Here is a 20,863-nt window from a genome sequence, read left to right on the forward strand (position 1 = left end):
CAAATAATAAGAAAAGATATTATCATTAATTCACTTATTTTTCATTGAAAAGGAACAGAAGATGACAAAAGTTATTCATACAGAAAATGCCCCAGCAGCAATCGGCCCATATGTACAAGCTGTTGATTTAGGTAATATGGTGCTTACCTCGGGGCAAATTCCGGTAAATCCACAAACAGGTGAAATACCAACAGATATTGTGAAACAAACTCGGCAATCACTGAATAATGTAAAAGCTATTCTTGAGCAAGCAGGCTTAACAGTGGGCGATATTGTCAAAACAACAGTTTTTGTTAAAGACCTTAATGATTTTGCCACTGTGAATGCCGAATATGAAGCTTTCTTCCGTGAACACAATCACCCTTCATTCCCTGCTCGTTCTTGTGTAGAAGTCGCTCGTTTACCAAAAGATGTTGGCTTAGAAATTGAAGCCATTGCAGTACGTAAATAACAAGCGGTTATTTTTTGGAAATATTTTGCAAATGGAAAAAATCAGCCCAAACTGGAATATACCGCCACATATTCACGCTTTTACGACCGTAAGAACAGGGGGCGTTAGCCAACCTCCTTTTGATAGCTTTAATTTAGGTGATCACGTAAATGACAACCCTGAATTTGTAGCAACAAACCGTGAATTATTAGTGGAAAATTTTCATCTGCCACAAGCACCGCTATTTTTAACACAGACTCACAGTACAAAAGTTATTCGTCTTCCGTATGAAGGTGTAGTACCTGAAGCAGATGCCGTTTATACCAATCAACCTAATCAAGTTTGCTTGGTAATGACAGCAGACTGTTTACCGGTATTATTCGTCAGCCAAGATGGTAAAGAAATCGCGGCTGCTCACGCAGGTTGGCGTGGGCTATGCGATGGTGTGTTAGAGGCAACTGTTGCGGAATTTGAATGCGAACCTTCACAAATTTCCGCTTGGCTAGGACCTGCTATTGGTCCAACTGCTTTTCAGGTAGGGAGTGAAGTGATTGAGCAATTCTGTGCTTTTGATGCTCAAGCTAAAGATGCCTTTGTTAAAGACAGCTCTGCAAGCGGTAAATTTTTAGGCAATCTTTACCAAATTGCAAAACAACGCTTAAATAAGCTAGGTATTGTTAATATCTCAGGCGGAGAATATTGCACTTATACTGAAAAAGAACGTTTTTTCTCTTATCGTAGAGATAAGCAAACAGGACGAATGGCAACATTGATTTGGCGGTCTGAATAATATTACGACTAATAATTAGCCGAGTAATCGCAATTGACTAGACGAATACTCGGTTTTTCTCTATAATCGCAACCACTCATCTCTATCCCCCCTTAGCTCAGTGGTTAGAGCAGGCGACTCATAATCGCTTGGTCGCTGGTTCAAGTCCGGCAGGGGGGACCATTTAAGAATTGCATATTGTCTTACATTGTCTCAAATTTACTATAAAAACAAGAACTTATGTTCTTTTATAGTCCCTTATTGTCTCTTTTAGTTGCATTGCATCTTAGCGTTTATGATCCCTATTTTGAAAATGGGGAAAAATAGGGATCATAAAGTCTTATAAACCCATATATTACAAGGCTTAGACGAAATGACTGTAACTAAAAAAACTATTTCTGATATTTTTATTAAAAACCTCAAATATTCCCCAAATTCAAAACCTATCGCAGATAGTAACGGGCTATTTATCCTTGCACAGAAAAAGGCAAAAGTATGGATTTATAGCTATATCAACCCGAAAACAGGCAAGCGAAGCACAAAAAATAGAATCGGAAGCTATCCGCAAATGAGCTTAGCTGATGCAAGGAAAAAAAGGGACGAGTTAAACGCTATTGTAAGGCAAGGCTTAGACCCTTTTGATTATCTAGCCCAGCAACAAAAGGAACTGGAACAAAAGCAGGAAACTATAAAATCTTTTGCTCATAAATGGGCTGATTGGAAACTATCAAAAGGTAAATGCAAGCCTAAAACAATGGAAAAATGCTTGCAGAGATTAGAGAACCATTTATTCCCCCGTTTTGATGGATATACGCTAGAAGATTTTACCTTAACAGATACGATTAACCGCTTAACTGATTTAGAGCGAATAATGCCTGACACATTACATAGAATTGCAGGGAATTTAATAGAAATTTTAGATTATGCAGTTTTATGCGGACGAATTGCTTTTAATCCTATTAGCGTAATAAAAAAAGCATTTAAAACAGTAAGTACAACGCATCAACCCGCTATAATGCCTGAAGATTTAGCTGAATTTTTGCAAGACTTGCAGAAATCGAACAGAACACCACAAATAAAATTATTAGTTGAATGGCAACTTCTTAATATCCTTAGGCCGTTTGAAGCTGCTGCTGTAGAATGGAGCGATATTGATTGGGAAACTAAAACGCTGACTATTCCGGCTGAACGAATGAAAGGCGGTAAAAATCCGCATTCTGTTCCCTTAACGAAACAAGCCTTAGCAATTTTAGAGGAAATGAAAAAATATAGCGGGCATTGTAAGCATATTTTCCCAAGTAGAACCAATAGAAATAAACCGACAAATAGCCAAAGTGTGAATAATGCAATCAAACGTTTAAACAGTGGTAAATACAAAGGCATTTTAGTTGCTCACGGTTTAAGAAGTGTTGCCAGCACTTATTTACACGAACGCTTTACAACCGAGCCCCTGGTTGTAGAGGCTTGTTTATCGCATACAAACAAAGACACCGTAATGAGTGCATACCACCGCAAAAGATGGTTAGACCGAAGACGGGAGATTATGCAAGAATGGGCTGATTTTGTAGAGCAATGTAATAGAGGTTAAAAGGCTAAAAGTAAAAGAATTCCTTGAATTTATAAAGCGTTGTTCATATTATGAAACTCAATAAATATTGGGAGGCTTTAAAATGGATTATCTATCACGATATTATTTACCGTTTTATATTTTCTATGGTATTTGTTCGTTTTTCGGCTTTTTTACTTATTTTTTAAAGGGAGATAGTAGCCTTACTGTCTCATTTTTCGGAGCATTAATTGCTGGTACTATATTTCTATTAATATCAGCTTTGTGCATCCTTCCTATACTTTTTATTGTATTGAGTTTATTAACTTATCCTATTAATTTGTTATTCAGCCTTTTCAAAAGCAAATTTCAATAAGCGGTCAATGACCGCTTTTCTTATACTCGTTTTATTTTACTAAAACCAAAATTTTTAATTAATCGCTTGCTGGCTGCTATGCCCTCAATGCGAGCCGTATCCCCCACCACACCCGCACAAACTAAAAATGGCGAATTGAACGCAAATGCAAAAATCCCCCTAGCCTTAGCCTATATAGCGTGAAAGTAGCTCAAAATATCCATTTTTATTACGCAAATTTACGCACAAAAACGCAATTTTACGCACGCAAAACCGCCTTTTCTCAAAATTCAATGAATGAGCAATGTAAGAACTACTGAAATTTTGCCAAAAATCAGTAAAAAACGACCGCTTGAAGATGCTCAATTTCACATAAAACAAGCCCCAAAATGTTAAACACACTTTCACACCCCGAACAAATAGCAAAAAAACGGTAATCATTTATTCTGTCAGTCGTTGGCAGGCACAGGCACGCCAGAGCAATTTTTACGGAGAAAAAAACAAATGGAGAACACCGCACAGAAACAGCGATTTATGAAAATTGATGAAGTATCAGCCGTAACTACTCTTTCAGAAACGCAGATATACCGCAAAATGAAAGTAGGCGATTTTCCCGAAAGTATCAGTATTGGGGCAAATAGCAAAGTATGGCTAGAAAGTGAAATCCAGCAATGGATGAACAGCAAAATTGAACAACACCGCAACCAGTAAGGGCAAATTATGCAACTTGAAAAATTTAATGAACAAAAAGCCAAATTCCACGAACAAGAAAAAGCCGTTTTAGCTATTCAAACCGAGTTAGACAAAGCGAAGAATATTCTTGAAGCATTAAAAAATGAAAAAGCGGAATTTGTCGCACGCCAAAAAGAAAAACTTGCCGAAGTCGGTACACTTTCCGCCGATGAATATGTAGAGCTGAAAAATAAAAATAGCGGTTTAGATGCACGCATTGAATATTACCAAGCTATTTTAGTGGACTTAGAAAATAAACTTTATGATGAGAAAGAAGAAATGTTTTCTATCCAAGCTGAAGCAAAAAGAATAAGAAGCCATATTTTTATTGAACAAGCCGAACAGCTATTTTCTGAAATTATGGAAGAAAACCAAGCTAAATTAGCAGAAATATGGGCTTGTTTAGAACATAGCGGAACGATAAACCCAACCCAATATACAGGCAATGCCACGCAAAGCGATTTAATTCTTCATCATTTAGTAGAGAAATTTAAATCTGCAATGCCTAAAGAGGGCAACATTTCAGAAGAATATAAACTTTATTCTTCAACGCTTACGGGCTTTACACCCAAATCGCCCCTAGCCAAACAAAAAGAAGACCGAATGGAAAAGCCAAAAGGCTTATCTGCTTTAATTAACGAAATGTAAGGAAAAAACAATGAGCTTAGTTACTTTTGCAAATGCTTTAAAATTAGATACACAAGGGAATATCGTTTTATTTGATGACAACCCAGCAGAACAAACAAAACTACTTAACCGCTTAAAACAAAACCGCCTTTTTAAATTGCTGAACCTTGTGCAAACACGCTATCCACAAGGCGAAGCAATCGGATTATTTACCCCGATTGCTGGCACAACAAACACAGATGTAGCTGAACGTAGCCCTAAACACGCCCTTGCACCAGCTCAAAAATACGATTGTGAGCAAGTCAATATTGATAGCTATATTCGCTATGAAAAAATGGACGCTTACAACCTTGAAAACAGCCTGGAAGAACGTTTAAATCACTTACTCGATGATAACCTATTAAGAGGGCTTTTAATGCTAGGCTGGCAAGGCGTGAGCCGTACAAGCACTTCAAACCCACAGTTAAACCCACTGGCTCAAGACGTGAAAAAAGGCTGGTTACAGAAAATCCGAGAAGGGAAACCGCAAGCGGTAATCAACGGGGCAAGCGTAGGCGAAGGGCAAACATTCAAGAACATCAACTCCCTAATTAAGCAAGGATTAAGCAAAATCAGCCCAGCTTATTCAACAGGCGGAGATATGATCGCAATTTGTGGACGTAATATTATTGGCGAAGAAATCATACAGTTTGAGCATACTGATTTAAGCGAAAACCTAGCCGATTTACTTACCCTATGCCAAAAGACCAAAGGCGGACTAAAAGCGGTGAGTATTCCTTACTTTCCAAGCAATGCAATCTTAATTACAAGGCTTGATAATCTTTCGCTATATGTTCATTTAAACAATATTCGCCGAAGAGTGATTGACGAACCACGAAAAGACAGCGTACAGACGTTCTATTCTCTGAATATTGACTACATTGTAGAAGATTTTAATGCTTGTTGCTTGATTGAAAATATCGAAATAATCGAAGAATGAGCCTAGAGAATTATATTCAGCAAGCCGAGAAAATGCCCTTTGCCGATAAGCTCAATTTCATTCTAAATCTATTGAATGATAGTGAAATTGACGAGTTAGAAGCCTATCGCATTTTTACAGCACAGGGCGAACCCCAACCGCAAGAAAGCCCCGAATGCCGAGGAGCATTTATAGATTTTTTAGATGACTAACCCAAAGCCCGAAAGGGCTTTTTTGCATTTTATCGACTAAAAACGACCGCTTGCACCCGTTGAAATTATTGCTATCATTGATAAAAAACAATAACCAAATCAAAGAGAGTAAAAAATGAATGAATATAAATTACCACCTAGAAAGTGGTACACGCTAGAACAAGCAACCAAAAGAATTAAGCAACTAACTGGGGTGGAATTAGGAATAGAAGATTTATTACATTATTGGCAAATAGGCAAAATTATAATTTATACAACCGTAAATTATAGTTCTATTAAAAATGTTTGCACTATAGGGAATGTAAAATTAAAGTATGCTTGCCCCCATTTCTTTCCATTTAATGATGAAGATGAGGGATATAAAATTATTGATACAGAAGATGAATACTGCACGATTAAATACAATATAGAAGAAAATGCTGACAATATTCTATTAGATAATAGCGATCAAATTGATGGATTTATAGCTATAGCTGCAAACTTTAAAAGAAAAGGAAATATAGAAATCGAAAGAATACTAAACCGAGGATTAGATTTAAATTATTTTAAAGAGTATTTCAAGCCACCATTGGATTATTCAAAAAATGAATGCTTATTAATATTAATAACTCCGTTTGAATTTGACTCGTCTGAAGAATTAAATGTTTCAATAGATAATCTTTACATTTTAGAAAAAGATTTATCACTATTCTTTAGTGGAGAGATTGAAAAATATCTAAAAGTTTTATCTGATACTTACAAAGAAGAACAAGAAAAAACAGAACATAAATTTAAGCAATTTTCTAAAACCATACAAGAAAACCAAATCAACTTTATTAGAGCCTTACTTTATATGGATTATGGCATAGACACGCCGCAAGAAGCGAAAAATGCCCTTAATACAGGAGAATTAGGAAAGAAAATTGAAAGATTTAGACGAGAAAACCCCAATATAGAAACCGATAAAAATTTCAAATTCCCATCCTATGTAACTCTTAGTAATTGGTATTCAAAAGCCTAAAATATTGGAAATTTCCAAATCTACTTTGGAAATTTCCAAACCCTCCAAAATAAAATCCCTCAAACTTTCCCCCGACAATGCAACTAAAAGACGACAATTCAAAGATTATGCAATAACAATCACAAGGGGGATTTATGCAATCTAACTTTTCTGACTATTCCTATTTAACCGCCCGAGATGTATGCGAAATGCTGAAGCTCAACCGTTCCACAATTTATAGGCAAATTAAGCAAGGGATTTTCCCTAAACCGACCAAAATTGGCAATGCTAGCCGCTGGAAGTTTAGCGAAATCAAGGCTTTTCTAGACAAACCGCAATCACAGGAGAAAAACTAATTTATGGCAGGATTAGAAATAAAATGCCCTTTTTGTGGTGGCTCTGCTCGTATTAGAAAAAGCGAACGCCCCACGTTATTAAGCGTACAAGCTCAAGTAAATTGCCCAAATTGCGGGCAACTTAAAGCCCAGTTTGTGGGGCAACTCATCAATATTAAGCGAGCGGTTTATATCGATTGTGAAGATGCAAGCAAGTGGGATAAACCCGAAAACGAGCTAATCAAAGAGGGCAAAATTCAAGGGAAAGACAATGCTCAACGCTTGAGAGAGTTAAGAGGCTCACAGCAAGATTTATTTGCACCAGGTCCGAAAGCATTACCACCCGAAAAAGTAACCCCAGCGGAACGGGTAGCACTACGAGCAAGCCTTTCTAAAACACATTGAACAGGTATAAAAAAGCTTGCTTTCCACGCTGAAAAGCAAGCTAACCTAACGAATGACCAAAAATTATTTACTAAATATAGAGAGTAAAAAGATTTATGAAAGAATTATTTCCAAATCAAAAACAGTATAACTTAAATTCTGCTATACTTCAAAAAAATTTCACGTTGTTATTGACAACCTTCAATCGTTCGCCTTATGCTAACCACGCTTTTGCAAAATCAAGAGCCGAGACTGCAAACTCGAATATTCAAACGGCGAACAGTTGCACGCCTTTAAACCGTGCTTTTTTTGTTCGTAGCTCACGCACACCTAAAGAACGCCTAAAAATGGCGTGTTCCTCTATGGTAGCGTGTAGCGGGAAAGGTTTCGCCCTTTGCTGTTTTCCGTTTGAAACAGTTTTGCAGCTCGTTGCACGCTATCGCCAAATCACCCTGCAAAGTGAAGCGATAGACCCTAAAAATCAACAAACGGAGCTATCAGCAATGAATACCTTTGCTTATTCCTTTTTGTGCGTAAACCGCACTTCCGAAATTTATCAAGAAGAAATTGTAAGAGTGATCGCAAACAACGAGCAAAACGCCCGTTTTCAGCTTTCCGCCGATTATCGCTTACTACTCGCCCACCCTATTGCAAAAATTCGCCTAAAACCAACCGCTTGCACAGCAAAAGGAGGGATTTATGCTTAATTATTCCGATATTGAACAAATCCGCTATTTTATGGTTCAAGCTGAAGAGGCTTTAGACAATGATGAAGAGTTCAAAGCCATAGCAGAACTTAACACAGCACAACGATTTATTCTGGCTTTATTAATGGACTACGAACAAGGGGGCGAAAATGAATAATACAACAGCACAAACTACGCAAAGAAACTGGCAAGAAATTATTGATAATTTGTTCAGATTCAGCGAAATAGAAAGAGATAAACCGTTAAATTTCTATCATACATTCTTAGAAACTGCCGAGAGCTTGCAAGCCTTAGAACAAAACAACGGCACAGAAGCGGAAAAAGAGGCATTTTTTAAAGAAGTCCAAAAAATTTATAGTTACTTTGAAAAGCAAGAGCAATCCATCAGAGAAAATAGGCAGCTTGAACAACAATTTAAAGACTATTCAAAATTAGGCATAAATTTTGATGATTTAATCAATAAACAAGACGAACAGCTAAAGCAAATCGCACGACTGAAAGATCAGCTAAAAAAGGCGGAAAACTTAAGCAGAATCCCTAAAACACCGCTAACGACTTTAGCTGGTTTAGAAACGCTTTTAACCAATTCAAAAGCCGAAAGCCTAGAAATAAATAAACAAGAAGCCGCTTTCTATTTTTCAGTCAATCTACAAATAGCGGAGCAAATCCCATTTATTTATAACTGTATCAGAGAAAGGGCAAATGATGGGCTAGAACTAAACGCAGGAATAGAAACGCTAATAGAATTGCATAAAGCCTATAACAGGCATATTTCAGAACAGTTTAGCCAATTAGAAAACATTATTTTTGATGAGGGGGATTTATGCTAACACACCGCATTAAATTACCAGATGGCACAGAGATTGAATTTTTTGCAGATACTGACCCTGAAACATTTTCAGAAATTCAGCAAGAAATGGAAAATTTACATATTCCAACCTATGCCGAATTTATCGCACAACAAAGACGAAAAAAGGCTAATAAAGCCATAAAACAAGCTCGTAAACGCCAAAAACTGGCACGCAGAAAACAGCGATAAAATCACATCACAACGGGCGGAATTTACCGCCCGTTCATCAATAAAAGACCGATTGACGAGAGTAAAAAATGAACCCAAATCAAAAACCACAATATGCCCGTAATGCCAAAGCCCAAACTGCAGGAAAATTTGATGAAATCATTGCTTTTGTTGGCACAGAAGCAGAACCTTATAATGAAGCAGGCATAAAACTTGCCATGGAAGCAATGCGAGTAGAACCTAATTACAAGCCCGTATTTGTAGGCAAAAAAGAACTAGGGCTATTACCCAATGTTCGATTAACACCCGCATCAAACCAATGCAATCAATTAAGCCTTATTCAACTAGGCGAATTAACCGAAGACCATAAAACGCTAATTTGCACCGCTATTGCACGCAATAGCCCCAACGTAAAAACCACTGTTTTATATGATTGTGCATTACAAAATAATGAAAATATGAGCCATTATATAGAGAAAATCCGAACTGATAATGATGAGGCAGTAAAAACTATTATTGCTGATTTTCAAATGAAGAATGAGGCTAATCAACAACCAAAAGAGCCTTATTTTCAAGAAATGGAAGTCAACGGCATTAAAGGAATTTACTATATTATTCCTAAATTAGACAAAGATGGCGATGTAATTTCAGAGAAAATAAAATGGACTTGTGAGCCTTTAACGCTTAGAGGCGAAGGATACAACGAGAGCAAGGAAGCATTTTATATTTTTGAATGGAACCACCCGTTAACAAATAAACCTCACACTGAGGCTATTCCTCTCCCTATTTTTGGTAAAAATGCAGGATGGGAAATGATGGAAAGATATGGATTCAAAATTACCCGAAAAACGCATGCCAGCGATTTAGCCGATTATTTTCACCATAGTGGAAATCACTCAACAAAATGGAAAGTAACCGATACAGCAGGATGGAAAGAGGAAAACAACGGTTATTTATTACCAAATGGGGAGATGATCGGACAAATAGAACAGCCGATTTTCTTTTTAAAAAATAATGATGGAGAGGATCCATATAGTACAAAAGGCACGCTAGAGAGTTGGCAAACTGAAATAGGGCAATATTTAAAGGGGAACCACTGCTTAATTTTAGCTATAGCCACCGCATTAGCTAGCCCCCTTTTACGGATTCTTAATATTCAATCTTTTGGAGTACACCTATATGATGATTCAAGTAAAGGTAAAACCACCTCTTTAAATATTGCGAATAGCATATGGGGAAACCCCCTTTTATTGAATAAAAAATGGGATCAAACAAATGTAGCAATTATGAATAATGCCCAAAACCGAAACGATAATTTTTTAACACTGGACGAAATCGGACAGGCTGCAAACTATGAAAATGTAGAAAATGCTGCTTACATTCTTTTTAATGAAACAGGTAGAGACAGAGGAAAAAAAACAGGCGGTAACCAAAAGACCGCTCGTTGGAAACTTACCGCACTCTCAACTGGCGAAAGTGATTTAGAAAGTTTTATCCAAAAACACAACCCAAAAACGCAAATAAAAGCAGGGCAATTAGTCAGACTATTAAATATTCCGATAGTTGAAGCGAAAAACCTTCATCATTTCAAAAATGGAAAAGAGCACGCTGATCATTTAAACGATTCAGCAATGAATAATTATGGCGTTTTAGGACGTGAATGGATAAATTTCATTATTCAGAATAAAGAGCAAGTTATTCAAACATTCAAGGATTGTAAAAAACAATGGGTAGAAAGGACACCAGAGGAAGCTAGCGGACAAGTACAAAGAGTAGTAACTAGCTTTACTGTATTAGAAACCGCCTTACAATTAGCTAGAAACCTAACAGGATTTAGCGAAGAAGAAAATAGAGAAGCAATAATAAAAAGCTTTAATAGCTGGATTGCAGTCTTTGGTACAAAAAGCAAAGAAGAAACCAATATCATAGAAGCCTTTAGTGACTGGTTACAGCAAGCAAGACACACTGATTTTATAGAAATCAGCTCAAATGACTATTCAACAAAACGAACACCTACACGAACCATTGCAGGCTATAAAATCCCAGCTGAACATAAGGAGTTATCAAAAAAAGGAGGTAAATATAAAAATGAGCATTTTTATATCTACGCTGGTACGTTTAAAGAGGTAATCAGAGGTAGAGCAAAAGAAGTTGCATTCAGAGCATTATCCGAAGCAGGCTATTTAGATTCAGAACTTGAGCATAACCCTAGAAGCTATCAAAAGAAAATACCAAGAGGCATAGACCCGACTCAATCATACGCTTATTTAGTTTTTCAAGTAGCCTAAACATAAATATAAAGCCGTTTTATACACTGTATAAAACGGCTATTTTTTAGCCTTTATTATTTAAATTTTATAGAGGATTAAATTTTTTTTGACCTCATTGACCTCAATTTATATATAAATAGCCTTAAAGCCTTATAAATAAAGGAAAGTATAGAAAATTAGTGAGGTCAAAAACTTAAAAATGAGGTCAAAAATATCATTTTTGAGGTCAAAAAATCCTATTTTGAGGTCAAATTAAAAAAATCATTTTTTTCTGAGGTCAAAAAATAAGGGTAGTGAGGTCAGCTTGAGGTCAATAGTTTTGACCTCAGTTAAAGTCTTGTTTATCAAGGCTTGAAAACCTGTTTTTAGTAGTGAGGTCAACGAGGTCAGTATTTTTGAACATATATATAAAAAAGTAAAAAATTAGAATATTTTATACAGTAGTTTTAAATACAAATTTCCCAAAAGCGTGAAAAAAATCCCACCTTGCTGAAAGATGGGAAAATTGTTGATAATGAGACGAATGCAACCAAGAAAGACAAACTACCCTAGCTGCATAAAAATAGACTACTTTATAAACGAAAATAAAGGGCTTTATTTGATATGATCCCTAAAATGATCCCTATTTTACGAAAGCCTTTTTTATATCCTTATAAATCAATAAGTTACAAGTGAATTCAGATGCGGCAGGGAACTGAATTATCCACTCTTATTTTTTCTTTCGTAATCTTACGCAAAACCCTTGATAATCCTAAACATAACTAGCTTTTAATTTATTTCTTCATTCATATTCTTTCGGATTCATTCGTTTACATCCCCTTATTTTAGGGGTACATTTAAGGGTATAACATAAAAGGGTACGGAACTTATACCCTTAAAACCCATATTATTTGATAAAAACCTCAATGTGATTTTAGGTAAATTTTTATGGCTAGAGTTACTACCGAATTAAACAATACTCAAATCAAAAACGCTAAAGCTCAAACCAAAGACTACAAACTAATGGATGGTAAGGGTCTATTTTTGTTGGTTAAGAAAAACGGCTCTAAATTATGGCGGTTTAGGTATAAAAAGCCTATTACAGGTAAAGAGAGCGATTTAGGTATAGGGAGTTATCCCGAAACCACTTTAGCTCAAGCAAGAGCGATTAGGGAAGAATATCGAGCATTGCTGGTGGAAAATATCGATCCACTTGAACACCGCCAAAGATTAGAAGCTGAAATGCTGGCAGAAACTGAAAATACCTTTTATAAAGTATCCCTTAAATGGCGTGATAAGGGTGAAAGCCGTGTAAAAAATGGGGAAATTCAAGCCTTAACACTCAAAAAGAATTGGGGAATTATTGAAAAATATCTTTTCCCACGCCTTGCTGACTACCCTATTTCAAACATCACACCAAAGCTTGTTATTAGTGCTTTAGAGCCTGCCAAAGAAAAAGGCTTGAGTGATACCCTTAAACGAGCTGTTAGACTGCTTAATGAAGTAATGAATTTTGCGGTAAATGCGGATATTATCGAGTTTAATAAATGCCAAAATGTAGGCTCTAATTTTAGCGTTGCCAAATCTAAACATCACCCAACGATACACCCAAAAGAGCTGCTGCAATTTTTTGTCGCCTTGCGTGATTATGACCTATCATTTCAAACCAAGATGTTGATTAAGTGGCAGCTATTAACAATGACACGCCCACGAGAGGCAAGCGGAACACGATGGAGCGAAATTGATTTAGATGCGAAAACGTGGACTATTCCAGCCGAAAGAATGAAGATGAAACGCCTCCATATCATCCCCCTTTCACGGCAAGCGGTCGAAATTTTGGAAAGAATGCGAAAAATCACAGGGCATAGCCCATTTGTTTTTCAAAGCGAAAAGAAACCTAACCAACCAATGAACAGCCAAACCGCCAACAGAGCCATAGGTTTATTAGGTTATACGGGCATTCTGACATCTCACGGTATGCGGTCTATTGCCTCAACGTATTTGAATGAGCTGTTACTCAATTATGATGTAGTAGAGGCTTGTTTAGCTCACACTATCAAAGACCAAACCCGAAAGGCTTATAACCGTTCTGATTATTTAGAGCGGCGTGTAGATGTGATGCAGCAATGGGCGGATTATATAGAAAGCTGCTCTACTGGTATTTAACAAATTTGCTGCTAAATATGACTACTTATAACGCCGTTGATTGAAAGATTGACGGCTTTTTTTATTACCGTTCTTATATATTTATTTTTTACAGCCAAACTTTTAGAAAAAAATCACTTTTATCACTTAAAAGAGGATAAAGCCTTATATATCAAGGCTTGAAATCAAGTGATATTTCAAAAAAAACATCACTTGAATATCACTTTTATCACTTAAATATCACTTAATTTAGACAAATAGGGGGAGAAAATGCAGATTTTGCGGACACTATAAAAAAGGAGTGTTAAACCCTGCTTATCCAAATAGAAACCGCCATTTCATTTACTGTAATAAAACACAGTTTATTATTTGTAATTTATTTGAATAATTGGCAGAATGCAGATATACAAATTCATTCGTATCTATGCGGATTTATCCAAATTAACGTGGATAGTGGCGGAGTAGCTACCAAAACGAAAGGAGAAAGCCCTTTATTTCTCTTTCCACGTTCTCACAGTAAAGGGCAACGCAAAGGGGCGTTTATGGCAAAGAAACTATTTAAATTAAAAAAATGGCTTACGCTTGAAGAAACCGCCAAACGACTTTCCACAGAGTTAGAAGATGAAGTTACTGCAGCTGATGTGTTACAGCTTGCTATTGATAAGGTATTGAGAATATCAGTAAACTTTCCTCACGATTGGAAAGGAAAAAATTGTGATGTAACAACAGACGTAGAAAAGGCAAATCAATACACAGAAGTTATCGGGCTAGACGGCAAGCCATTTAAATTATGTGAATATGAAAAATGCAGTGAAACAGAATATATTAAAATTTTGTCTGAAATCTACTATTTCGAAGCTGGAGTATATGAGTTAAAACTTATTGGAAATGAAAAACTAGATCTAGAATTTATGATGAAACTAGAAAATGATTTACCAGCCGTTGATGTAATTCAATTAAATGGCTTTTATGTATTATCTAGCAATGGAACGGTAATAGAAAGGCAAAGTAGGCTATATAAAAATTTTTGCGATTTAGCAACAAGGGAAATAGATAGTTTTGATTATCCTTGTGCTGGAATTGCCGATATTGAGGGTGCTTTCTTTGTTATTCAGACAGAGCATATCAATGAATTTTTAGATAGTTTAGAAGAAGATGAACCTAGTAAATTATCTTTAGATAATGCCCTTTATTTGATTGCTGAAATGTTACGAGCAACAAAATCAAAAAATAAGAAATGGACACAAGGGGATATCATTGATGAAATTCTTTTATACCGGCAAAACAGAGATGAAAAAGCTAACGGTTTAGAGAAAAGAATGATAGAAGAATACTTTTTAACCGCCAACAAAAAACTAAAATCCAACTAACTACTAACGCCCCAAAAATTCAATAGGGGCTTTTTATTTCTCAATACTCTTATTAAATCAATCAATTATTTTCGCAACAAAGAAATCTTTTTCGGTTGCGATGAAGTTTCCTACACGTTCCAACACAATAACCCCGTTCAAAAACGTAATAATTCAAACGGAGATTTAAGATTATGGAACAGCAAACCCCTACCCTACCCCAAAAACAGCTTTTAGATGTTCAAGATGTTAGAGCATTAACAGGCTTTTCAGTTACTACGATTTATAAATACGTTAAGGAGGGAATATTTCCACAACCCAAGAAATGCGGTCGTTCTACTCGTTGGCGGTTAGCTGATATTCAAGAGTACATCAACGCATAAGGGGGAAACAATGAGAAATACACTAACCGACATTCTACAAATCACGGAAACAGGGAAATTTAACGGGGTAAATGCCCGAAACCTACATCAAGCCTTACAAGTGGGGAGAGATTTTTCAACGTGGATTAAATCCCGTCTAAACGGAGCGAATTTTATCGAGGAGCAAGATTTTATTGTTGTTCAGAATTTGAGCTCCCCAAAACTGGGGAACGCAAATAATGAGCTTTCCCCAATGGCAAGACCGCAAAAGACTAATGATTATTTTCTCTCAATCGACACCGCAAAGCATATTTGCTTAATGGAGAAAAACGAAATCGGGCAAGCAATCCGCCAGCATTTCATCAACGCTGAAAAAGCATTGAAGAAGTATGCCCCGAATGTTTATCGCAATAACCTACAGAAAACGAAAGAACGACTAGCAAGCATTGACTACAACCACGTAATGAAAAAAGCCCTAGAAAAGCACTTGTTCCGACAAGGTAAACAACCACAACCAAAATACTTCATCAATGAAGAAAATCTACTGAATAGCCTTGTTATTGGCGGAAGTATTAAGCAATGGAAACAAGCTAACGGCATACAAGGAAAGGTAAGGGATTATTTCAATGATGAACAACTATCACTACTTACAGAGCTAGAGAAAACGAATACTGCATTGCTTGAGCTAGATGTTGATTATTCCACTCGTAAAAAACAGCTTACCGCCCTTGCTCACAGACTGCTAGAAACAAGCATTACCGTAACCTTACCGTAAGTTATGTTATGTCCACAGACAAGTCGGTAAACACCGCCAAAATTTTTCGGATTATTTAACCGTTGTGGCATCGCAGCAGATGGGTTCAATTTTGAGCCTACCTAGCTATGGTCTTATGACCACAACTAAACGGCTTACTAGCTAATTCTTGTAGTCCATAAAAAGGAACAAATCAAATGACTAACCCAATCACACAATTAAAACAGCGTAAAGGCACAGAAACCGCCATAAATCGCACGCAGAGCGAAGATAAAGGCGAAAGTAAAGCAACTATAGCCCTAAATGCTAAAACGCTTTCTATCGTTCCTTATCCGCAAATAACACGACAATTCAAAATACTGGCGGATAGTGTAGAGAACTGTAAAAACAATTTTCCCGATTGTTTTCATCACAAACTACACACCGCAAAAGAATGTAAGTCGTTAGCCGCACGATTGGCGGCAGGTGTGAAGATTTTACAAAAAATCAGAAAAAACCAACCGCTTGATGATGTGAGTGAAGTCGAGATTAAGCAAGCCATTCATTCAAGCCGTTATCTAATCCGCCAATTTGAAAGCATTATCCAAGAAGTAGAACGAGTTGCAACAGAGGGGAAAAAATGAGGTGCATTACCGCCAAGAAAAACCCCGTTTTAATGCGGTTAGCCATTAAGCATTACCTAGAAAACGACAAAGGCATAGAAACACCTCTATTCACGTTTTTAAGCCTCTTTTCAGATAATGAGCCTTACCCATTACCAGAGCTTTTAATCACGCTAGGAAATCGAATAGCAAAGCTAGAACGGGAATGCGAAGAAATGCCAACCGAAACAGATTTAATTACGTTAGGCATATTAAAGAAACAACTCAATAAGCTGCTAAAAGTGGCGGAGAGAATGAAGAAATTCAAATAATAAATTAGAGGAAATTTAAAATATGACATCAACACTTAAACAAACCAACGAAGAAAAAGCATTATGTTATTTAATTCTCAATCCAGAGGGATTTAGCGAACGGGAGGGCGTATTCAATCTTAACTTTACAAGCGGGCGAAACTATATCAACACTGCAGAGAAACTACTAGGCATTAAATTTAATCGACAATGGGAAAAAACCGAGAATGGCGAGGGGCAATACTACCGCTATCAACTACCCGACCGCCATACAGCCGAAAAGGTTATCAAATACCTAAATGCCAAATCTGCTTTACGTGGAGAAACCGCCATTACTGCAGAACAAGTACAGCATATTTTAAGCCGTTTTGATGTGTAGTATATGGCTATATAACCCCTTATAACTTCATATAGGAGTAAACCAAATGCCAAGAGTACGAACTGAAATACTAACCGCCAAGCAAGAGGCTTTTTCACACGCTTACGTTGAAACGGGCAATATTTTACAGGCTTATAAATCTGTGAATACAGGCACAATGAAACCGCATTCAATGCGAGCAAGGGCAAGCGGTATGATGAACGATTATCGAGTATTTGCCCGAGTGAAAGAGCTGATTATAGAGCGTAAAGCACAGGGTAAACCATTGCCAAGATTTAGGCGAGGTTCACTAGTGGCGGAATGGTTAGAGGGTGAGAGAGATTAAAAACGATCCCCTATAAAACCCAACTTTTTTCCGACAACATTACCCAAAACAGGTAAGAAATATTACCCAAAAAGGGAAACCTTTACCGAAACAGTAAATAAAAATCCCCAGCCATATACAGCTAGGGATAAGGAACAAATATGAAACCAAACGCTATAGATTTTAAACCATTTAGCAATTCAATTCATCATAAATTAGATGAACTTGAAAATATTTCTCACACAAAAGCGTTTACAGATTTAACCCTTTTAGGCTATTCTCTCTCCGTAGTCGCAAAATCGACTGCCGAGCCTCGAAACTCGAATAATTTATACACGGCGAACAGTAGCACGCCATTAAACCGTGCTTTTTTTGTTCGTAGCTCACGCACACCTAAAGAAAGTGGTCTGCCCAAATTTGGACACACCCCATTTCTATCAATGGTAGCGTGTAGCGGGAAAGGTTCGCCCTTTGCTGTGTTCCGTGTATCGCAGTTTTCGAGCCCGTTACACGTTACCGCCCAAACCCTCGAAAGTTTAGCGGTAGCCCCTAAAAGATTAAACACGGAGCTATCAGCAATGATCTACAAATTCCTCTTACTAGGCTCACAACGCTTAAAAATTACCGTACGAGCTAATAACAAAGCCGAAGCATTATCAAAAGTTAAATTCAATTCTAAACCGCTTTTAATCGCACGTTTACGCAATCCGATTGTATCTACTTCTAACGTAATGGGGGTGCAATATGCGTAAATCTAAAGCACCAACTCATATCGCTTTAACCCAAGAACAAGCGGGTAAAATTGATTTGTCTATTTCCTATGCTCAAGCCATTCTAACCCTTATTCAGAATGATGATGTAAACAATGAGGGGAACGAATCTGACGAGTTCTTTACCAGTACAAAGACAATTAAAACCGCCATTTTAGCCGCTCAACATTTCTTAAAAGTAGCTCAAGAAAATAGAAAAGGTGTTTATTTATCATTGGAGGTGGAAAATGACTAATCAGCAAAAACAATTCAATCAAGGTATTAGTAAATGCTGGCAGGCGACTTGCTTACTTAATGCGATGATGAAATCACGTCTTCAAGATATGGACGGTGTAGATATATCTGTAGCGTTAGAAGGTATTCACGGCATTTTATATTCTGCTTTATGTGAAATGGAGGATTTAACATTCAACTCACAAGGGGGGCAAAATGACTAGACTCAAAAATGCCCCGAATGTTAGCAAGCAACCCAAAGGCAAACCCTACGAGGCTTATATTATTGCTGGTTCGACAGCGTGGGATAAAACCAAACAGCAAACCGTACTTGAATGGACGAAAGCGGAATCAGATTATCAGCCTATTATTTTAGGCGATAAGCAACTTCAAGAAATCGACCGCTTAAAGTTGGCGGTAGATGTCGGCACTATATCAATCTATCGAGCTGGAGAGCTAACGGAAAATAACAAGCAGTCTATTTGTCAAAACCTCGCCAAACATTCAACGGCTGATACTGTAGCTTTCTATGATGAAGCATTACAGCTTGAGGAGAATACTAGCCGTTATATCGCACGACTACGCAAAGAAATCGCAGAGAATGGCGGAGGAGCTGAAATAGAGCTATCGGATAACCCAACACAGAAAGAACTTTTATATGCGTTTTTAGAATGGCAACCGCAACTGGCTAGAGACACCAATCTAGGCACAAACTACGCATACAACGGCATTTACTGGCAAGCGTTAGGGAGTGAAGATTTAGAACGGTTGATTATGGCATTTTTTGAGGGCATAGAGGTTGATTTTTCAGATAGAAAAATAGTTAGCCTTGCTAAATTGGTTGAGCGTAAAATTCCGCAAATGCCTGATGGCACACCTGATTTTATCGGCTTTCAAAATGGCAAACTAAACAAGCTAACAGGCGAATTTACCGCCATTACAAAAGATGACTACTTAAGAGAGATAGAAGACTTTGAACTACACACCGAAAGCACCGATACACCGCATTTTAATCAATGGCTAGACTTTGCCTCAAATGGTAATAAACTGAAAAAGACCGCATTACTAGGGGCTTTATATGCGGTATTAACCAACCGCCATAAATGGCAATTCTATTTTGAAGTTGTAGGTGTGGCGGGAGCAGGTAAATCAATCTTTGGCGAAATCGCAAAAGTTATCAACGGGCGAGGCAATACCACTATTTTAGATATAGCAGGATTTGACGAGCAAACGGAACTAGCGAAAATTATTGGAAAGTCGTTAGTATTATCGCCTGAACAGCCTTACTACTGCGGAAATGCGGACGGCTTAAAGCGAGCAACAGGAGGCGAGGCAGTTGGCGTTAGAATGCTTTATAAACAAGGTGTGGACTACTACCCTAAAATTATCTTTATGTATGCTACAAACAACGTTATAACCTTTACAGACGGCAGAAATGGCAATCAAAACAGCGGACACTTAAGACGAAAAATAACCTTTTACTTTGGACGTAAAATTCCTGATGACGTAAGAGATGATGATTTTATTGAAAAGGTAAAAGGCGAAATTTACGGCATAGTGAAAAAGCTGCTTACTACATTTCAAACCCCTGAACAGGCGAAAGAGGTATTACTATTACATCAACAGCAAGGCGAGGCGGTAGAAATGCAACGAGACAGCAATCATTTAATTAGCTTTGCCTCACACTTTAAAATCGACAACAACCGCAAATTAGAAATGCGATGGGGGTCTGCTAGAACACCATTAAGCGAAAGCAAAGCCCTATATAAAGCCTATTTATTTTATTGTGATTGTATCGGACAAAGACCACTAGGTGTTCAGCACTTTAAGCGAGCGTTTGCCGAAGCATTAAAAGCAAGTGGCGAGAATGCTCAAATTGTAGAGGGTATAAGAGATGGTAATAAAATGCTAAATGTATTCTTTAAGAACTATCACGCAACGATGAACGAATGGCAAGACGGATAGACTACCGCCAAACTCAAAGCCTAGATGAAATACGCTAGGCTTTTTTGTACCAAAACAAACCTAAATTAGCCGTTGATTGAAAGATTGACGGCTTTTTTATTGTCTTTAAACCTCAAAATATCACTTAAAAACACCATTTATCACTTACTTCACTTAAATATCACTTGCCTTCAAGCCTTGTGGCACAATCCTCAAACGCTTTTTAAGTGATAAAAGTGATATTTTTTTCAAAACTATTTCATTAAAGTTTAGTACACGCAAAATTTCTCTGAAATACAGAATGCCAAACATCACGGATATTTGTATAAATAATAATCAAAAATAGGGGTGACTTTTCATTTTAAGGGTATATTTAAGGGTACGATTGACACTTCCTGATAAAGCTTTTCAGTAATATCAAGGCTTTCGGCGATCAATTCAAACTCGGCA

At 37.1% G+C, this 20,863-nt stretch carries 27 protein-coding genes and 1 tRNA gene; all 28 read left to right on the forward strand.

What is annotated here, in order from left to right:
• The first annotated feature begins 61 nt into the window (after window positions 1-61).
• The 28 genes from PTQ27_RS01195 to PTQ27_RS01330 all read left to right on the forward strand — a co-directional run bounded on the left by PTQ27_RS01195 (window position 62) and on the right by PTQ27_RS01330 (window position 20,434).
• Window positions 62-451, forward strand: a complete 390-nt coding sequence (locus tag PTQ27_RS01195) for a RidA family protein (RefSeq protein ID WP_273748431.1) — start codon at window positions 62-64, stop codon at window positions 449-451.
• Between the two features lie 31 nt (window positions 452-482).
• Complete coding sequence (gene pgeF, locus PTQ27_RS01200; RefSeq protein ID WP_273748430.1) at window positions 483-1,220, forward strand: peptidoglycan editing factor PgeF; 738 nt, start codon at window positions 483-485, stop codon at window positions 1,218-1,220.
• Between the two features lie 86 nt (window positions 1,221-1,306).
• Window positions 1,307-1,382, forward strand: a tRNA-Ile gene (locus tag PTQ27_RS01205).
• Window positions 1,383-1,572: 190 nt separating this feature from the next.
• On the forward strand, window positions 1,573-2,787 hold the full coding sequence (locus tag PTQ27_RS01210; protein ID WP_273748429.1) for a tyrosine-type recombinase/integrase: 1,215 nt from the start codon (window positions 1,573-1,575) through the stop codon (window positions 2,785-2,787).
• A gap of 817 nt (window positions 2,788-3,604) precedes the next feature.
• Window positions 3,605-3,811 carry a helix-turn-helix transcriptional regulator gene (locus PTQ27_RS01215; RefSeq protein ID WP_273748428.1) on the forward strand — a complete coding sequence of 69 codons (207 nt, stop codon included), beginning with the start codon at window positions 3,605-3,607 and terminating at the stop codon, window positions 3,809-3,811.
• A 9-nt stretch (window positions 3,812-3,820) separates the two neighbouring features.
• The gene (locus PTQ27_RS01220; protein WP_273748427.1) at window positions 3,821-4,480 is read left to right on the forward strand and encodes a hypothetical protein; all 660 of its coding nucleotides are present in this window, start codon (window positions 3,821-3,823) and stop codon (window positions 4,478-4,480) included.
• Between the two features lie 10 nt (window positions 4,481-4,490).
• Complete coding sequence (locus PTQ27_RS01225) at window positions 4,491-5,438, forward strand: P2 family phage major capsid protein (RefSeq protein WP_273748426.1); 948 nt, start codon at window positions 4,491-4,493, stop codon at window positions 5,436-5,438.
• Complete coding sequence (locus PTQ27_RS01230; RefSeq protein ID WP_273748425.1) at window positions 5,435-5,629, forward strand: hypothetical protein; 195 nt, start codon at window positions 5,435-5,437, stop codon at window positions 5,627-5,629. Before PTQ27_RS01225 ends, PTQ27_RS01230 begins: the two co-directional genes overlap by 4 nt.
• Before the next feature lie 115 nt (window positions 5,630-5,744).
• Complete coding sequence (locus PTQ27_RS01235; RefSeq protein WP_273748424.1) at window positions 5,745-6,629, forward strand: hypothetical protein; 885 nt, start codon at window positions 5,745-5,747, stop codon at window positions 6,627-6,629.
• Window positions 6,630-6,763: 134 nt separating this feature from the next.
• Window positions 6,764-6,964 (forward strand): helix-turn-helix transcriptional regulator, encoded by a 201-nt coding sequence (locus tag PTQ27_RS01240; RefSeq protein WP_273748423.1) that lies wholly within the window; start codon window positions 6,764-6,766, stop codon window positions 6,962-6,964.
• A gap of 3 nt (window positions 6,965-6,967) precedes the next feature.
• On the forward strand, window positions 6,968-7,348 hold the full coding sequence (locus PTQ27_RS01245; RefSeq protein ID WP_273748422.1) for a DnaJ-like cysteine-rich domain-containing protein: 381 nt from the start codon (window positions 6,968-6,970) through the stop codon (window positions 7,346-7,348).
• A gap of 95 nt (window positions 7,349-7,443) precedes the next feature.
• Window positions 7,444-8,034, forward strand: a complete 591-nt coding sequence (locus PTQ27_RS01250; protein WP_273748421.1) for a host cell division inhibitor Icd-like protein — start codon at window positions 7,444-7,446, stop codon at window positions 8,032-8,034.
• A complete protein-coding gene (locus tag PTQ27_RS01255; RefSeq protein ID WP_273748420.1) occupies window positions 8,027-8,191 on the forward strand; it encodes a hypothetical protein in 165 nt (54 codons plus the stop codon). Before PTQ27_RS01250 ends, PTQ27_RS01255 begins: the two co-directional genes overlap by 8 nt.
• Window positions 8,184-8,864, forward strand: coding sequence for a hypothetical protein (locus PTQ27_RS01260; RefSeq protein ID WP_273748419.1), 681 nt, complete (start codon window positions 8,184-8,186; stop codon window positions 8,862-8,864). The genes PTQ27_RS01255 and PTQ27_RS01260 overlap by 8 nt, the downstream gene beginning before the upstream one ends.
• Complete coding sequence (locus tag PTQ27_RS01265) at window positions 8,858-9,073, forward strand: hypothetical protein (RefSeq protein ID WP_273748418.1); 216 nt, start codon at window positions 8,858-8,860, stop codon at window positions 9,071-9,073. Before PTQ27_RS01260 ends, PTQ27_RS01265 begins: the two co-directional genes overlap by 7 nt.
• Window positions 9,074-9,141: 68 nt before the next feature.
• On the forward strand, window positions 9,142-11,340 hold the full coding sequence (locus tag PTQ27_RS01270; protein WP_273748417.1) for a DUF927 domain-containing protein: 2,199 nt from the start codon (window positions 9,142-9,144) through the stop codon (window positions 11,338-11,340).
• Between the two features lie 909 nt (window positions 11,341-12,249).
• Window positions 12,250-13,467, forward strand: coding sequence for a tyrosine-type recombinase/integrase (locus tag PTQ27_RS01275; protein ID WP_273748416.1), 1,218 nt, complete (start codon window positions 12,250-12,252; stop codon window positions 13,465-13,467).
• Between the two features lie 521 nt (window positions 13,468-13,988).
• A complete protein-coding gene (locus PTQ27_RS01280; protein WP_273748415.1) occupies window positions 13,989-14,816 on the forward strand; it encodes a hypothetical protein in 828 nt (275 codons plus the stop codon).
• Between the two features lie 173 nt (window positions 14,817-14,989).
• A complete protein-coding gene (locus PTQ27_RS01285; protein WP_273748414.1) occupies window positions 14,990-15,178 on the forward strand; it encodes a helix-turn-helix transcriptional regulator in 189 nt (62 codons plus the stop codon).
• 10 nt (window positions 15,179-15,188) lie between these two features.
• Window positions 15,189-15,932, forward strand: coding sequence for an antA/AntB antirepressor family protein (locus tag PTQ27_RS01290; protein ID WP_273748413.1), 744 nt, complete (start codon window positions 15,189-15,191; stop codon window positions 15,930-15,932).
• Between the two features lie 176 nt (window positions 15,933-16,108).
• Window positions 16,109-16,534: a hypothetical protein gene (locus PTQ27_RS01295; RefSeq protein WP_273748412.1), complete on the forward strand. Its 426-nt coding sequence runs from the start codon at window positions 16,109-16,111 to the stop codon at window positions 16,532-16,534.
• The gene (locus PTQ27_RS01300; protein WP_273748411.1) at window positions 16,531-16,824 is read left to right on the forward strand and encodes a hypothetical protein; all 294 of its coding nucleotides are present in this window, start codon (window positions 16,531-16,533) and stop codon (window positions 16,822-16,824) included. The genes PTQ27_RS01295 and PTQ27_RS01300 overlap by 4 nt, the downstream gene beginning before the upstream one ends.
• Window positions 16,825-16,846: 22 nt before the next feature.
• On the forward strand, window positions 16,847-17,182 hold the full coding sequence (locus PTQ27_RS01305) for a PM1773 family protein (RefSeq protein ID WP_273748410.1): 336 nt from the start codon (window positions 16,847-16,849) through the stop codon (window positions 17,180-17,182).
• Window positions 17,183-17,228: 46 nt separating this feature from the next.
• The gene (locus PTQ27_RS01310; RefSeq protein ID WP_273748409.1) at window positions 17,229-17,507 is read left to right on the forward strand and encodes a terminase small subunit; all 279 of its coding nucleotides are present in this window, start codon (window positions 17,229-17,231) and stop codon (window positions 17,505-17,507) included.
• A 140-nt stretch (window positions 17,508-17,647) separates the two neighbouring features.
• Entirely contained in the window at window positions 17,648-18,238 is a 591-nt protein-coding gene (locus PTQ27_RS01315; RefSeq protein WP_273748408.1) for an ash family protein, read from the forward strand.
• On the forward strand, window positions 18,231-18,491 hold the full coding sequence (locus tag PTQ27_RS01320) for a hypothetical protein (RefSeq protein ID WP_273748407.1): 261 nt from the start codon (window positions 18,231-18,233) through the stop codon (window positions 18,489-18,491). Before PTQ27_RS01315 ends, PTQ27_RS01320 begins: the two co-directional genes overlap by 8 nt.
• Window positions 18,484-18,693, forward strand: a complete 210-nt coding sequence (locus tag PTQ27_RS01325; protein ID WP_273748406.1) for a hypothetical protein — start codon at window positions 18,484-18,486, stop codon at window positions 18,691-18,693. Before PTQ27_RS01320 ends, PTQ27_RS01325 begins: the two co-directional genes overlap by 8 nt.
• On the forward strand, window positions 18,686-20,434 hold the full coding sequence (locus PTQ27_RS01330; RefSeq protein ID WP_273748405.1) for a DUF5906 domain-containing protein: 1,749 nt from the start codon (window positions 18,686-18,688) through the stop codon (window positions 20,432-20,434). The genes PTQ27_RS01325 and PTQ27_RS01330 overlap by 8 nt, the downstream gene beginning before the upstream one ends.
• The last annotated feature ends 429 nt before the right edge of the window (window positions 20,435-20,863 follow it).

This window comes from Mannheimia cairinae, assembly GCF_028649535.1.
Lineage (GTDB): Bacteria > Pseudomonadota > Gammaproteobacteria > Enterobacterales > Pasteurellaceae > Mannheimia > Mannheimia cairinae.

Excerpts from the sequence above, each read along its gene's own strand:
- PTQ27_RS01195 (WP_273748431.1), top strand. The coding sequence starts at position 62 with ATGACAAAAGTTATTCATACAGAAAATGCCCCAGCAGCAATCGGCCCA.
- pgeF (WP_273748430.1), top strand. The coding sequence starts at position 483 with ATGGAAAAAATCAGCCCAAACTGGAATATACCGCCACATATTCACGCT.
- PTQ27_RS01210 (WP_273748429.1), top strand. The coding sequence starts at position 1,573 with ATGACTGTAACTAAAAAAACTATTTCTGATATTTTTATTAAAAACCTC.
- PTQ27_RS01215 (WP_273748428.1), top strand. The coding sequence starts at position 3,605 with ATGGAGAACACCGCACAGAAACAGCGATTTATGAAAATTGATGAAGTA.
- PTQ27_RS01220 (WP_273748427.1), top strand. The coding sequence starts at position 3,821 with ATGCAACTTGAAAAATTTAATGAACAAAAAGCCAAATTCCACGAACAA.
- PTQ27_RS01225 (WP_273748426.1), top strand. The coding sequence starts at position 4,491 with ATGAGCTTAGTTACTTTTGCAAATGCTTTAAAATTAGATACACAAGGG.
- PTQ27_RS01230 (WP_273748425.1), top strand. The coding sequence starts at position 5,435 with ATGAGCCTAGAGAATTATATTCAGCAAGCCGAGAAAATGCCCTTTGCC.
- PTQ27_RS01235 (WP_273748424.1), top strand. The coding sequence starts at position 5,745 with ATGAATGAATATAAATTACCACCTAGAAAGTGGTACACGCTAGAACAA.
- PTQ27_RS01240 (WP_273748423.1), top strand. The coding sequence starts at position 6,764 with ATGCAATCTAACTTTTCTGACTATTCCTATTTAACCGCCCGAGATGTA.
- PTQ27_RS01245 (WP_273748422.1), top strand. The coding sequence starts at position 6,968 with ATGGCAGGATTAGAAATAAAATGCCCTTTTTGTGGTGGCTCTGCTCGT.
- PTQ27_RS01250 (WP_273748421.1), top strand. The coding sequence starts at position 7,444 with ATGAAAGAATTATTTCCAAATCAAAAACAGTATAACTTAAATTCTGCT.
- PTQ27_RS01255 (WP_273748420.1), top strand. The coding sequence starts at position 8,027 with ATGCTTAATTATTCCGATATTGAACAAATCCGCTATTTTATGGTTCAA.
- PTQ27_RS01260 (WP_273748419.1), top strand. The coding sequence starts at position 8,184 with ATGAATAATACAACAGCACAAACTACGCAAAGAAACTGGCAAGAAATT.
- PTQ27_RS01265 (WP_273748418.1), top strand. The coding sequence starts at position 8,858 with ATGCTAACACACCGCATTAAATTACCAGATGGCACAGAGATTGAATTT.
- PTQ27_RS01270 (WP_273748417.1), top strand. The coding sequence starts at position 9,142 with ATGAACCCAAATCAAAAACCACAATATGCCCGTAATGCCAAAGCCCAA.
- PTQ27_RS01275 (WP_273748416.1), top strand. The coding sequence starts at position 12,250 with ATGGCTAGAGTTACTACCGAATTAAACAATACTCAAATCAAAAACGCT.
- PTQ27_RS01280 (WP_273748415.1), top strand. The coding sequence starts at position 13,989 with ATGGCAAAGAAACTATTTAAATTAAAAAAATGGCTTACGCTTGAAGAA.
- PTQ27_RS01285 (WP_273748414.1), top strand. The coding sequence starts at position 14,990 with ATGGAACAGCAAACCCCTACCCTACCCCAAAAACAGCTTTTAGATGTT.
- PTQ27_RS01290 (WP_273748413.1), top strand. The coding sequence starts at position 15,189 with ATGAGAAATACACTAACCGACATTCTACAAATCACGGAAACAGGGAAA.
- PTQ27_RS01295 (WP_273748412.1), top strand. The coding sequence starts at position 16,109 with ATGACTAACCCAATCACACAATTAAAACAGCGTAAAGGCACAGAAACC.
- PTQ27_RS01300 (WP_273748411.1), top strand. The coding sequence starts at position 16,531 with ATGAGGTGCATTACCGCCAAGAAAAACCCCGTTTTAATGCGGTTAGCC.
- PTQ27_RS01305 (WP_273748410.1), top strand. The coding sequence starts at position 16,847 with ATGACATCAACACTTAAACAAACCAACGAAGAAAAAGCATTATGTTAT.
- PTQ27_RS01310 (WP_273748409.1), top strand. The coding sequence starts at position 17,229 with ATGCCAAGAGTACGAACTGAAATACTAACCGCCAAGCAAGAGGCTTTT.
- PTQ27_RS01315 (WP_273748408.1), top strand. The coding sequence starts at position 17,648 with ATGAAACCAAACGCTATAGATTTTAAACCATTTAGCAATTCAATTCAT.
- PTQ27_RS01320 (WP_273748407.1), top strand. The coding sequence starts at position 18,231 with ATGCGTAAATCTAAAGCACCAACTCATATCGCTTTAACCCAAGAACAA.
- PTQ27_RS01325 (WP_273748406.1), top strand. The coding sequence starts at position 18,484 with ATGACTAATCAGCAAAAACAATTCAATCAAGGTATTAGTAAATGCTGG.
- PTQ27_RS01330 (WP_273748405.1), top strand. The coding sequence starts at position 18,686 with ATGACTAGACTCAAAAATGCCCCGAATGTTAGCAAGCAACCCAAAGGC.